Source organism: uncultured Apibacter sp., from assembly GCF_946479295.1.
Taxonomy (GTDB): Bacteria; Bacteroidota; Bacteroidia; order Flavobacteriales; family Weeksellaceae; genus Apibacter.
In genome coordinates this window covers 65,524-79,646 of record NZ_CAMLFD010000007.1, presented here as the reverse complement: position 1 = coordinate 79,646, position 14,123 = coordinate 65,524, and the positions used below count along the sequence as shown (strand labels likewise).

The 14,123-nt window shown below is 27.4% G+C and carries 11 protein-coding genes; 3 read left to right on the top strand and 8 right to left on the bottom strand.

Features of this window, described 5'->3' with window-relative positions:
• Window positions 1-53: 53 nt before the first annotated feature.
• Genes Q0T35_RS06375 through Q0T35_RS06365 form a run of 3 tightly spaced genes read right to left on the bottom strand, consistent with a single transcriptional unit; the run spans window position 54 to window position 3,191 of the window.
• A complete protein-coding gene (locus Q0T35_RS06375; protein WP_295841402.1) occupies window positions 54-1,910 on the bottom strand; it encodes a DUF3413 domain-containing protein in 1,857 nt (618 codons plus the stop codon).
• The gene (locus Q0T35_RS06370; RefSeq protein ID WP_295841401.1) at window positions 1,907-2,362 is read right to left on the bottom strand and encodes a CvpA family protein; all 456 of its coding nucleotides are present in this window, start codon (window positions 2,360-2,362) and stop codon (window positions 1,907-1,909) included. The genes Q0T35_RS06375 and Q0T35_RS06370 overlap by 4 nt, the downstream gene beginning before the upstream one ends.
• A 1-nt stretch (window position 2,363) precedes the next feature.
• Complete coding sequence (locus Q0T35_RS06365; protein WP_295841400.1) at window positions 2,364-3,191, bottom strand: prephenate dehydratase; 828 nt, start codon at window positions 3,189-3,191, stop codon at window positions 2,364-2,366.
• A gap of 81 nt (window positions 3,192-3,272) precedes the next feature.
• On the opposite strand from Q0T35_RS06365, the gene Q0T35_RS06360 reads away from it, so the two are divergent.
• On the top strand, window positions 3,273-3,971 hold the full coding sequence (locus Q0T35_RS06360; RefSeq protein ID WP_293918916.1) for an ATP-binding cassette domain-containing protein: 699 nt from the start codon (window positions 3,273-3,275) through the stop codon (window positions 3,969-3,971).
• A 439-nt stretch (window positions 3,972-4,410) separates the two neighbouring features.
• On the opposite strand, the gene Q0T35_RS06355 is transcribed toward Q0T35_RS06360, so the two are convergent.
• Both Q0T35_RS06355 and Q0T35_RS06350 read right to left on the bottom strand, forming a co-directional pair.
• Window positions 4,411-5,028 (bottom strand): hypothetical protein, encoded by a 618-nt coding sequence (locus Q0T35_RS06355; RefSeq protein ID WP_293918917.1) that lies wholly within the window; start codon window positions 5,026-5,028, stop codon window positions 4,411-4,413.
• 15 nt (window positions 5,029-5,043) lie between these two features.
• The gene (locus Q0T35_RS06350; protein WP_293918918.1) at window positions 5,044-5,586 is read right to left on the bottom strand and encodes an RNA polymerase sigma factor; all 543 of its coding nucleotides are present in this window, start codon (window positions 5,584-5,586) and stop codon (window positions 5,044-5,046) included.
• 220 nt (window positions 5,587-5,806) lie between these two features.
• On the opposite strand from Q0T35_RS06350, the gene Q0T35_RS06345 reads away from it, so the two are divergent.
• A complete protein-coding gene (locus tag Q0T35_RS06345; protein ID WP_295841399.1) occupies window positions 5,807-6,715 on the top strand; it encodes a TIGR01777 family oxidoreductase in 909 nt (302 codons plus the stop codon).
• Window positions 6,716-6,829: 114 nt separating this feature from the next.
• Here Q0T35_RS06345 and alaS read toward each other — a convergent pair whose 3' ends face one another.
• Window positions 6,830-9,439 (bottom strand): alanine--tRNA ligase, encoded by a 2,610-nt coding sequence (alaS, locus tag Q0T35_RS06340; protein ID WP_295841398.1) that lies wholly within the window; start codon window positions 9,437-9,439, stop codon window positions 6,830-6,832.
• 58 nt (window positions 9,440-9,497) lie between these two features.
• Window positions 9,498-9,998, bottom strand: a complete 501-nt coding sequence (locus tag Q0T35_RS06335; protein WP_293918921.1) for a hypothetical protein — start codon at window positions 9,996-9,998, stop codon at window positions 9,498-9,500.
• Between the two features lie 286 nt (window positions 9,999-10,284).
• Here Q0T35_RS06335 and Q0T35_RS06330 point away from each other — a divergent pair, with 286 nt between their 5' ends.
• Window positions 10,285-10,758, top strand: a complete 474-nt coding sequence (locus tag Q0T35_RS06330) for a septal ring lytic transglycosylase RlpA family protein (protein ID WP_293918922.1) — start codon at window positions 10,285-10,287, stop codon at window positions 10,756-10,758.
• 2,011 nt (window positions 10,759-12,769) lie between these two features.
• Here Q0T35_RS06330 and rimO read toward each other — a convergent pair.
• The gene (gene rimO / locus Q0T35_RS06325; protein ID WP_295841396.1) at window positions 12,770-14,077 is read right to left on the bottom strand and encodes a 30S ribosomal protein S12 methylthiotransferase RimO; all 1,308 of its coding nucleotides are present in this window, start codon (window positions 14,075-14,077) and stop codon (window positions 12,770-12,772) included.
• Between the last annotated feature and the right edge of the window lie 46 nt (window positions 14,078-14,123).

The window sequence follows — 14,123 nt, the reverse complement described above, 5'->3', positions numbered from 1 at the left end:
AGTTTCCATAAATCATACATATTAAATAAATATTTTTCAAGAAAAAGTTTAAATTATTTTTGAGAAATATTATAAAAGCGAGAATTTTCCATGACGGCTTCATGTACAATATTGAAATCAACTTCTCTATCTTCAATAGGATTTAAATTTTTATCTATCACATCATACATACCCGAAGAATAAATGTTAATAATCATATTTTTTTCAATAATAGCATATTTTTGATTGTAACCGCATATAAACCAGTCTCTTTCTGAACAATCATAAAGATTTTTACCTACACTATACTCATTATAATCATTTTGTACTCCTAATACTGTATCCATAAATGTGGGAATTATATCATAGTGCAAGGTTAAATGTGTATAAATTTTAGGAGTTTTAGAATGATCATAGATAACAAGTGGCGTTCCAATTTGATAGTCTGAAAAATTTCCTCCATGTTGCCAATATCCTTTTTTATTATCATTAAATTCTTGTCCATGATCTCCTGTAATTATGATAAGGGTTGAGTCTAAAAGATTCTTATCTTTCAATTCAACAATTACTTTTCCAATAAGACTATCTACGTAGTTTAAAGAGTTTTTATACCTATTAAAAAGAGGTAGTGGATTGTAATCGTTCGTTAGAGCCATATAATTTACTTCCTGTAATGAGGGAGTAAATTTCAAATGATAATCTGAAGGATAATCAAATCCATGAGCTGAATCAAAAAATAAAAAGCTAAAAAAAGGTTGAGATTCAGCTGAAGAAGTCTTTTTAAGAAACTTCAACCACTCATTATATATATCCTCATCTCTTTCAGACGGAGAAACGCCTTTAGATTCCAACCTTAAATTAGGAATTCCAGAAAATACATTTTTGTTAAAAGGTGGGTTCTCAAGTGTTGAGCTTGATAAAATAGATAATTGATATCCTTGCTTTTTAAGTTCATTAAAAAAAACCGGCGAAATTTGTAGACCTGTAAAATTATCGTAATAGGTTGCAGGTATTGCATAAAATAATGAAAATATACCCCCGGTTGTCATATTAGAACCACTCTTATGATTTTGGAAAACTTGAGAGCTTTTTGACAACTGATATATGTTTGGCGTGATTTCTTCTGTCATGCAATTTAATCTCCAAGAATCTATAACTATAAAAAGTATATTCTTTTTTAGACTATTTTTAGATTGTAAAGGTTTTAAAGGATAATTAATCAGTGATTTAGAATAGGTATGGCTTAACAACGTGTTTTTTTCAATTTCGTCTTTATCTATTAAATTAAATTTACGTAAAAGTGATTCAAAAGTTAATGGATAATAGATAGGGTAAATGTTTTTTATTTGAGAAATAGGTCTATATCTGTTGGCATCCGCCCATGCATATAAAAAGTTTGAACATAAAAGAAGTAAGATAATTATTATTGCTGTCAGTTTAACATTAATTGTAACTATTTTTTTTGCTAATTTGTTGGAAATATAGAATATCAGTAATTCCAATAATATAAGTCCTACTATAAAAGCTATGAATATTATAATATTTACTGTCGAAAGATAGAAAATATCCGTGGCTCTCTTTCCAAAAACCAAATTAAAAACTATTGGGGATAAATGGTATCTAAACTGACTGAATACGGTTACATCAATTTGTATATATATTATGGTAAAAATAGATAATAAGCTAAAAATTATTTTAGATAAGAGTATAGATTTAATCTTATACAAAAATATCAAGCTTACGAATAGCGGAATAAAATTTATTAGAAAAAAATGAGTTACAAATGAAATAGATACGTAAATATAGGATATAAAACCGGATAAGTTTTCAATGTATTTCAAATAATTTTTTCCTAAATAAAAGAGTATAATTAGATTGATTAAATTTGCTAAATACAGTTGTTTTGCAGTAAAATATATTTTTGATTTCATATAATATTTAAAATAACCGTTTTAAAAAATGATATAAAGTATATTAAATTTTGTGAACTATTTTCTTTATTTATAAAATTTAAATAGTGTAAAAAACAATAAACAATCATAATTATAAAAAAATATTTTATAGCTCCTAATATTATACCAGCAATTTTGTTTGTAAAATCAAAACCTAATTTTTTTAAAAAAGTTTCCATTAATTTAGATAAAATAATCGTGCTTCCAAAAATTATTAGAAAAATACATATATAGCTGACCCATAAGGAAGTTTCTTTAGATATTAATCCGTATCTTAATAATAAATCGTTAAATTCAGATATAAATAGTGAAGAAAATGCATATCCGAATGCGAGGCCTAAAAATGATGAAATTTGTTTTAAAAAACCTTTAAAATACCCAAAAAAAGCACCAATAACAGTACCTCCTAATAAAATATAATCATATTGCATTTTAAACCTTATATTCTTTATATTCACCTAAAACATTTAAAAAACCTGTATTTTGTTTGATTTCTTCTAATGCTTTGTAATAATTATCGTCTTTTTCTCCATTGGTTAGAATATCCGCATGGAAAGAATATTGAAAAACAGATCCTTTAAGAGGTACAGACTGAATTTTAGTTATATTTATTTTATATTTAGCAAGAATATTCAATACTCTCGCCAAGCTTCCCATTGTATGATCGGTAGTAAAATAAAGGGATGCTTTAGAAAAATTTTCTATTTTTTGAGGTGATGCTGCTAATAGATAAAATCGCGTATAATTATCTGAAATATCGTGAATGTTTTCCTTTAATATGGTTAAATGATACATTTCAGCTGCCAATTTTGATCCAATAGTGGCAATACCTTTCATTTTATTTAAGCTGATATTATAAGCGCAAGTAGCCGTATCATCTTTAGATAATAACTTCCAGTTAGGGTATTGTTCTAGAAAGTTTTCACATTGTAATAAAGCCATAGGATGCGTCCTAACTTCGTAAATAGAATCTAAAGTTTCTTCTGGTAACGCTAAGAGATGAAGTTTAATTGGTAAAATAACTTCTCCAATAATATGTAACTTATATTTAGTTATTAGACTATAATTTGGTAAAATTGCTCCGGCGATTGAATTTTCTATAGCTATCATCCCGTAATTTGCTTTACCACTTATCACATCTTCCACTACCGATTTAAAGGTGGGACTATCAATTATTTCCACATTTTGACCTTGGAAAAAATTATTTACGGCTTCATGATGAAAAGAGCCTTTTATTCCTTGTATTGATACTGATTTCATAAATGATTGGTAATAAACGGTGTTTATTTTTTATTTTAATAGTGTTATATTTACATCAATTTTAAATATTATTCTTTTAAAATGTCTGTAAAAATACAAAATCTATTTAAACAATATAAGGAACAAGTTGCATTAAATAATATTTCTTTGGAAATAAAGCAAGGAGAAATTGTTGGTTTATTAGGTCCTAATGGTGCAGGTAAAACAACTATTATGCGTTCTATAACGGGATCGCTTTCATTTGATAAGGGAAGTATTTTAGTCAATGATATGGATACTCAAAAATTTTCTTTTAAAACCAAATCCATAATCGGATATCTTCCCGAAAATAATCCTTTATATATGGATATGTATGTAAAAGAATATTTAAATTTTGTGGCAGCTATTCATAAAACAACTATCGATGGAATTTCTAAGGTGATTGAAAAGGTTGGCTTACAAAAGGAACAAAATAAAAAAATTAGTCAATTATCTAAAGGCTATAAACAACGCGTGGGACTTGCCCAAGCAATTCTATTTGATCCGGAAATTTTAATTTTAGATGAGCCAACCAATGGATTGGATCCTAATCAAATAATTGAAATAAGACAATTGATCCAAGAATTAGGACAAATGAAAACCGTTATTTTATCCACTCATATAATGCAAGAAGTAGAAGCTTTATGCTCAAGAGTAATACTTTTAAATAAAGGCTCTATTATTCAAGATAGAAGCATTGAAGAGTTTAAAGGTAAATATTCAACTTTAGAAGAAGCCTTTTTTGAGTATACCCATTCCTAATTTTTTAATTATTTTAAAATAAAGGACCGACAGAAAATCGATTGACACAAAAACTTGAATTTATACTTTAGTTTAATTATTATTAAAGTTCTATTTCACTACTATTTTCATCCGTTTATATGGGAATAAGTTCAAGAAAATAAGATATGTATTCGAATAATTCTACATCAAGTCCATGCCCCCCTTAATTTTGTATCAATTAATGAGATTTATACGGTATTCAGAAAAAGACAAAGATAGCAATCCAATAATTTATAGGATTGAAGAGTGTATTTGAAAAAGTATAGATATTTTAGAATCGTAATCAATTACAGTCATCGAAATTGGGGGAAGACAGGTTACCGGCTTGTTTGCTGAAAACTTAAAGAATGCTTATTAACAGCGATTACAATTGATTGTAATGAGTTACTGCGTTTTTATTTCTAATAGAAATTTAATTTTAAAATAAAATAAAATCGTCTTGATACATTTCTTCATCGTATAAGTTGTTTACTTCATCATTAGTTAAGTATAAATCGTAAATAACATTAGATGAAGTAACTACTTCATGCTCATAAACCTTTTCATTTATTTGTTTTCTTTCTTTTGTTATTTTGGATGATCTTACATTATTAGTTGTAATTATCTCTTTTTCACTATTGATTTTTGAGGATATATTGGATGACATTGCTGAATCTTCATTTTTAAACATATATAAATTATCTGAAATAGTATTATTACTTTGATCCTGAATTTTAGCTAAAGGCAATGATTGATTTTTAAAAGGGCTATTCATTAGATAAATTCCCAACGAAACTGCTAAGAATAAACATGCGGCTGCTGCTATCCAATATATTTTTTGATTTATTACAAGTGTATTTTTTGATTTGTCATCATTCTTGCTCGTTGCTAATAAAATTTTATCTTCTAAGTTTTCAAAATAATTTATAGGTGTTATATAAGGATTTTTGGAATTAATTTTTTCAATTGTTTTTAAGCAAACATTTTTCTCCAGTTGTATAAAATAATCTTCTGGAATTTTAAAAGGGTTAGATTTACTATTTATATTTCTTTGCATTTGTGTCTTAATTAACTAATTTTCAATATTTTCTAATAGAAATTGCTCAACTTTTTTTGAGGCATGATGATAAGATGATTTTAATGCTCCTACGGAAGTTTCCAATATTTCTGACATCTCTTCATATTTAATATTATCAAAATATTTCATATTGAATACGATTCTCTGCTTTTCTGGTAATTTAGCTATAGCCTGCTGTAATTTGAACTGTATTTCGTCTCCATTAAAAAAATTATCATCTTTAAGATGAGAAGACAACTGCATTACCAGTTCTTCGTTTCTTATATTTTTTTTCTGTGCTGCGCTGTTAAGAAAATTGATCGATTCATTAGTAGCAATTTTATATATCCATGTTTTAAGACTTGAATTTCTCTTAAAGCTATCTAAATTTTGAAATACTTTGATAAAAACATTTTGAGTTATATCATCTGCATCAGCATGATTATAAACAATTTTACGTACATGCCAATATATGACTTGACTATATAGTTTTAACAAGTGCCTAAATCCACTATTAACATCTTTTTTCAAAAGAAGTAAAAGTTCTGTTTCTTCCATTTTTATTTCTTATTATTTAGACAAAAGACAATTGGAAAAGTTTATTATTCATTAAAATTTTTATGAGTATTTGTACTTTCATTTTTTTATTTAAATAATGTGATCATATTTGTTTTTTTGATGTAACGGTCTATTATTTGTTATGTTTTTTATGAAAAAAATTAATATAAATTCTCATTGTCAAGATAATATAATTTTTATAATAATTGAAAACAAAAAAATGAATCAAAAAGAAATTGTGCTAATTACAGGAGCTCACGGAGTTGTGGCACAGCAATTATCCTCACTGCTTGAAAATAATTATTCCCTTCGATATCTTACAAGAAACAAAACTAAAAGTAATGAATTTGAATGGAATATTGAAAAACAAAGTATGGATACTTCTGCCTTGGATCAAGTTGATCACATTATACATCTTGCCGGAGCAGGGATTTCGGATAAAAGATGGACAGTTGAAAGAAAAAAAGTAATTTTATCAAGTCGTATTGATTCAGCCCGTCTGCTTTTAAAAAAAATTATCGATAGGAAACAAACAATATCTTCATTTATAAGTGGTTCTGCAAGCGGATATTATGGTGCAAAAACTACAGATAAAATTTATACGGAATCCGATCCTAAGGGCCATGATTTTTTGAGTGATATTTGCTACCAATGGGAAATGGCAGCGGACGATTTTTACTCACATGGTGTTGCTAAGAGAGTAGTTAAGATTAGAACGGGTATTACATTATCCAAAAATAAAAAAGGAGTATTGGAAATTATAAAAAAAACTGTGAAATATTATTTAGGTGCAAATTTAGGAACCGGTAAACAATATATTCCATGGATACATTTACAGGATTTATGTTCTATATTCAAATATGCACTAGTTAATGAAAATTTGCAAGGAACTTTTAACGCCGTGGCGCCTTCATATATAACAAATAAAGAGTTAACAAGAGCTATTGCTAAAAAGCTGGACAAACCATTGTTTTTACCCAATATTCCCGGTTTTTTATTACAATTGTTATTTGGAGAAATGTCATGTTTATTATTAGAAGGAAGTAGAATCTCTTCTGAAAAAATACGTAATGCAGGATTTGTTTTTAGTTATCCTGATTTAAGTAGTAGTTTAGATTCATTGTTATAGTATAAAAAAACATATTTTATATGAAATAATATTAAATAACGATTATAAAAAATAATTTTTTTTTAAAAAATGTGCCCATTTGATAAAAATGAGCACAAAAATTATATTTATTTATTATTGTAAATAATTTAATGATTTATTGATAGCATTTTCTAAGCCTGATGTGTCACTTCCACCAGCCGTTGCAAATGAGGGCTGTCCTCCACCTCCTCCTTTAATTTCTTTAGAAAGTTCTCTTATAATAGTGCCTGCATGAAGATTCTTTAAATTCAATAGGTCATCGGATATTCCTAAATATAAAGTAGGTTTTTGTTCTGTCTTAGTACCAATAATTATGAATAAATTAGATATTTCTTTTTTAAGTTGGAAAATTAAATCTTTTACCGATGCTGCATTTAGATCAGTTATTAATCCAATGTAATTTATTCCGTTTACAACGTTTATTGAATTTTTCCAAATTAACTTTTCATGGTTGGCTTTTTCTTTATTTAGTTGCTCTACTTGTTTTTTTAGCTGATCATTTTCTAAATATAATTTTTCAATTGATTTTAATGGGTCGTCGGTTTGTTTTAAAAAATTTTTTAATCGATCATACTGGCTAAATTGATCTTTAAGGAAATTCATCCCTGTTTCTCCTGTTATGGCTTCAATCCTCCTTACTCCGGCTGAACTGGAGGATTCGCTCATGATTTTAAAAAATATGATTTCGTGTGTATTTTTTACGTGAGTTCCCCCACACAGTTCCACTGAATTTCCAAATTTAATAACACGCACTAAATCTCCATATTTTTCACCGAATAAAGCCATAGCTCCCATATCTAAAGCTTTTTTAAATGGTACGGCTCGATTCTCCTCTAATTCCAACCTTTCATATATTTTAGTATTGACAATCTTTTCCACTTCTTGTATTTCTTCAGAACTCATTTTACTGAAATGTGAAAAGTCAAATCGTAAATATTCTGGACCAACAAAGGAACCTTTTTGTTCTACATGTTTACCTAAAACTTCACGCAAAGCTTCGTGCAATAAATGCGTAGCAGAATGATTTTTAGTAATTGCCTCTCTTCGTTTGATGTCCACTATTGCATGAAAAGGAAATTCTGGATATTTTGGAAGTTCTTTTACGGTATGAATTATTAAATTGTTTTCTTTTTTAGTATTTAGAATTTCAATTTTTTCATTTAAATTTTCAATATACCCAATATCTCCTACCTGTCCTCCACTCTCTGCATAAAACGGCGTAATTTGAAATACTAATTGATAAAATACACCTTCTTTATTCTCAACTTTTCGATATCGTGTTATTTTGACATGAGTATCAAGAAAATCATATCCTACAAATTCTTCTACTTCATCTTCTTCTAAAATTACCCAATCATAATTTTTAAAGTTTGTAGCAGATTTTGAACGTTCTTTCTGTTTATTCATTTCCATATTGAAACCTTTTTCATCGATGGAAATTCCATGATCTTCTGCTATGATTCTGGATAAATCCGAAGGAAATCCATAGGTATCATATAATTCAAAAACAACCTCGCCTGGAATTACTTTTAATCCGGGATTGCTTTCCATAAAGTTTGCTAACCTTTGTAAGCCTTGATCCAAAGTTCGTAAAAAGCCTATCTCTTCTTCTTTTATTATTTCTGATATAAGTTTTTCCTGTTTTGAAATTTCCGGAAAGAAATCTCCCATTTGCGTATTTATAACTGGAACTAATTTATGTAATATAGGCTCTTTTATTTGCAAAACTCTATAAGCATATCCGATGGCACGTCTTAAAATTCTCCTAATTACATAACCTGCCCCTGAATTTGAAGGTAATTGGCCATCAGCTATGGAAAATGCAATGGCTCTAACATGATCTGCTAATACACGAATAGCAATATCAACATTGGCATTATCTCCATAGGTAAGTCCGGATATTTCTTCAATTTTTTTAATTATGGGTTGAAATACATCAGTATCATAGTTTGAATCTTTGCCTTGTAAGATCATACATAGCCTTTCAAAGCCCATTCCCGTATCAACATTTTTTTTAGGTAATTTTTCCAAGGTTCCATCTGCCTTGCGTAAAAATTCCATGAAAACAAGATTCCAAACTTCTATAACATGTGGATGATCATTATTCACTAAATCTTTACCATCAATTTTTTTTCTTTCCTCATCAGAACGAATATCCACATGAATTTCAGAACAAGGTCCACAAGGACCCGTTTCTCCCATTTCCCAAAAATTATCTTTTTTATTTCCTAAAAGAATACGATCTTCAGAGATATGTTCTTTCCATAAGTTATACGCTTCTAAATCTCTGTCTAATCTTTCATCGTTATCTCCTTCAAAAATGGTTACATATAATCGATCCTTAGGAATAGCAAAAACTTCTGTTAAAAGTTCCCAAGCCCATTCAATAGCTTCTTTTTTAAAGTAATCTCCAAAGCTCCAGTTTCCAAGCATTTCAAACATGGTATGATGATAAGTGTCTTTTCCGACATCGTCCAAATCATTATGCTTTCCTGAAACTCGTAAGCATTTTTGTGTATCTGCGGTTCTTTTATTTTTAGGTTCTTTGTATCCGAGAAAAAAATCCTTAAACTGAGTCATTCCTGAATTGGAAAACATAAGCGTAGGATCATCTTTTAAAACTATCGGAGCTGAAGGTACTATACTATGTTGTTTAGATTTAAAAAAATCAAGAAAAGTTTTTCGTATTTCTTTAGAAGTCATTTTACTACTTGGTTTAGGAGCTACAAAAATAATAATTTTACAATTTCGTATTATAAAATTAATTTATTTCTGCATTTTGTTTGAAATTTATAATATCTTTTAAATCATTTAAAGTATATTGCATCCACTCAATTTGTTTTTTAATTTTACCTTCTTTATCAAAATATATCCAGGAAGTAAAATTCATTTCCGGTATTAATTTTTCATTATAATAATAAGGATTATATCGTCCGCTTACCGCAACAATACTATCATTAGAAACAATTTCATTAATAATTATGCTTTCAGGATAATCCTGATGTTTTTTAAAGTTTTTATCTTTCCAGCTTGTTTCATACATTTCCAAAATATTATTTTTACCTTCTATTAATGACTGAGAAACGGCATCAACCCATTTAGGTTGCGAATCAGAATAAAAGCTCATCAGTTTTTTTGCATCATCTCTCTGAGCATATATTTTATAAAATTCTTCTACAGCTTTTATATTTTTCTTTTCATCTATAGAATTACAGGATATAACAACTAAAAAGATTAGAAAGTAAAATAAGTTTTTTTTCATTATTATATAGTTACATTTATTTTGCCAAAAGTAATAATATATATTTATATTTATTTATTAATAAAGGAATCATTTTTTAATATGAAAATCTATTTTATTATGAAAAGCAAAAAAAATTAACAAAATCAAGATAATTTAACATTTTTTTAACAAGCTTATCTAAACCCTTTATTTATCGTAAATGCAGAAGTTTGACTTAATACATATCTGGTCAATGAATATAATGGTAACTTTATTTTAGATTTTGAGGTTGTAATTTTGCATAATCAATGAGTAAAACTAAAATATGAAGAAAGTAACTTTAGCATTAATGATTTTATTAGTGTCACTATCATTTACGATTTTCCACAACGAAGAATTAGCAGAGGCTTCTACCTTTTCTAATATTCCAAGCGACACTATTAAAATAAATTACAAAAGCGACACTTTAGCAAGTAATACTTATAAAGAAAATAATGATTCTACTGAAAAATCAACTTTATCTGGACGGGTATCTTGGTATGGAGGGAAATTTCATGGAAGGCTAACTTCTAGTGGAGAAAGGTATAATATGTATGATTTTACTGCTGCACATAAAACTTTACCATTTGGAACTAAAGTTAAAATTATTAATCCTAAAAATGGTAAAGAAGTTATTGTTCGTATTACAGATCGTGGACCATTTGTGCCTAAAAGAGAATTTGATTTAAGTAAAGCTGCCTTTGCAGAATTAACTAACCTAAATAATGGGGTAATAAATGTTAATTATGAGATATTATAAATAGAGGTTGAAATATTTAATTTATATGGTATAAAAAGCTCCGGTTTATAGAAAATCGGAGCTTTTTTTATATCTTATTTTATCTTTTATGATAACTTTATTAATTGAAAATTATATTGAATTTAAAACTCATTATTTTTAATAATAAAAAATGGAATATAAAAATTAATTTATATTTCTATAAATAATTTTTTTTAAACTTTTCTATTATACCCTTATTAATTGGGTCTCGTGTAACAAATTGCCGATCAAATAAACGAGAACTATAATTTAATAATAATTCTATATTAAAAGTTATAAGCGTTTTACTATGTTTATCTAAAGGTTGGTCTATTTCAGAATTTATATTTTTAAGACATTCTAAAACTATTTGTTTTTCGTCGTCAAAAAATGTAAGGCTTCATTAGTGTCATAGGAAAAAGGAGTATTTTTATTATTTCCTTTCCTAGTTGAGTACCTATAATTAAATCAGGATGAAATAATGATGACCAGCCTTAGGTGTACATGTAGTAGCTTTAGATTTAACTTATATTATTTGTCTTGAAGAAATGAAAACTAAAGTATCTTCTTTAAAATCATAATTATTTCTTCCATATTTCAATTATCCACATTTTAGATTCTTTAAAAAATATTCCATATACGCTATTATTGAAAGTATGAGAAGGAATGAGTTTGGATTTCGATAAATCTATAACATTTACTAGTGGATTAACAGTTTCAATTCATCTAATTTTCTTATAAGCTTGAACGAAATTTTGTCCGTGAAATCAAATGTAAAGAAAACTTGATTTTTAAATATTTTATACGAATACAAGAAAGTTAGAAAAAAAATAATCTTGAAGTTTCTGAAATAGGACTAGGATGTGTGGGACTCAGTCATGGATTGAGACCTTCCACAAATAAATAGAATGCTATAAAATTACTACAATCAGCATATTTTTTTTTGATATAGCGAGGTTTACAGTCCATTTACCAATGTAGAGGTTGTGGATTAAGCAGTAAAATACTTTAAAAATAAAATAATAATTTCAAATTTATATTTTTAGATGGAAAAATTCTTACTCAGACAAAGTATAAAGCATTAGAAGGTTCATTTAAAAGACTGAAAAAATGGATTATTTAGACCTTTATTATCAGCATAGAATAGATAAAACTGTTCCTATATAAGATGAAACCGGACTATTAAAGATTTGATGCAAGAAGGTAAAATTAAATATTTAGGATTATCTGAAGCCAGTATAGAGACTACTAAAAAAGCACAATTCAGCCAGTAACTACTTTACAAAGTAAATATTCCTTATTTTATAGAAAGCTAGAAAAAGAAATTATTCCTAAACTTGAAGAATTGGAAATTTGTTTAGTGCCATTAAGTCCATTAGGATAGGTATTTTTAACAGGAACTATTAATGAAAACACCCAATTCGATACTAGTGATTTTAGAAATCAGATTCCTCGCGTATCTGCAAAAAATAGAAGTAAAAATTTAGTATTTATTTACTCTTTAAAAAACAATAGCTAATGAGAGAAATGCTCCTCCTGCTCAAATAATTTTAGCATGGTTATTAGCTCAAAAAACATGAATTGTACCAATTCCAGAAATTACAAAACTCAGTTGTTTTAAAGAAAATATAGAAGCTACTTCTCTTATTAAGTTAAATAGTAATTTTAAACCAAATAAATAAAAGTTTGTCTAAAATAAAGATATTTGGGAAAAGATATTCAGATAATATTATGAAATTAATAGATTAATGACTCTTGTTAATAATTTATATTATATCAAAAATCAATTACAAATCATTAATTTAAGTTATAAAATCCAATAAATCATATTATTTTTTTACTAATTTATTTAAAATAATAATATAAATAAATTAGATTATATATTAAGGGTATAATTTTTCAATTTTACCCTTATTATTTTAATATTTTTAGGATTAAAAAGTTATACCTTAATAAAATAATTTTACTTATGAATTTTTAACTATCATCAAAAAATAATAGTATACAAATTTTATTTATTAACTATTTCACCATAAAGATCAAAATCTTCTGCGCGATTAATCTTAACTGTAACAAAACTACCTATTGCTAAATAAATATCAGTAATAGATATTAAAACTTCATTATCGACATCCGGTGAATCATACTCAGTTCTAGCAACATAATATTCTCCTTCTTTTCTGTCAATAATACAGGTAAATGTTTTACCAATTTTTTGTTGATTTAATTCCCAGGAAATCTGAGATTGTATTTCCATTATTTCATTGACACGTCTTGTTTTTTCTTCTTCTGTAACGGAATCTTCTAAAGAAAAAGCGGATGTATTTTCTTCATGAGAATATGAAAAGCATCCTAAACGATCAAATCTTTGTTCAATGATCCAATTTTTCAATTCTTGAAAATGTTCTTCCGTTTCACCCGGATAGCCAACAATTAAGGTTGTTCTTATTGCTATATCTGGTACATGTGATCGGAATTCTGAAAGTAATTTATTTGTTTTTTCTTTTGTAGTTCCTCTTTTCATAGATTGGAGTATATCGCTCGAAATATGTTGAAGAGGAATATCAATATAATTACAAATTTTGGGTTCTTTTTTCATTAACTCTAATACCTCTATAGGAAAACCTGTAGGAAACGCATAATGTAAACGAATCCACTCAATACCCTCCACTTTGATCAATTCTTCTAATAAATCAGCTAATGCTCTTTTTTTATACAAGTCTAATCCGTAATAGGTTAAATCTTGAGCTATTAGAATTAATTCTTTAGTGCCTCCTTGAGCTAACGATTTTGCTTCCTTTATTAAATTTTCAATTGGAGTTGATACATGCTTGCCCCTTATTAATGGAATTGCACAGAAACTACAAGGCCTATCGCAACCTTCAGAAATTTTCAGGTATGCATAATGCCTTGGAGTAGTTATCAGCTTCTCTCCTACCAGTTCATGTTTATAATCTGCTCCTAGTGCTTTTAAAAGCAAAGGTAATTCGCGCGTTCCAAAATATTGATCAACATTAGGAATTTCCTTTTCTAAATCCGGTTTATATCTTTCCGAAAGACATCCTGTTACAAAAACTTTTTCAATAATACCTTCTTCTTTCTGTTTTACACATTCTAAGATGGTATTAATACTTTCTTCTTTTGCGTTATCAATAAAACCACAAGTATTAATAACAACAATGTCACCATTTTTTTCGTGAACAACATCTTTATGGTTAGCTTTTAATTGGTTAATTAGAATTTCGGAATCATAAATATTTTTAGAACAGCCTAAAGTTATAACGTTAATTTTTTTTTTCCCAATAGATTTTGTTCGCATTCGCTGTTATTTTTATAATGCAAAGTTATTTATATTTTTATAAATG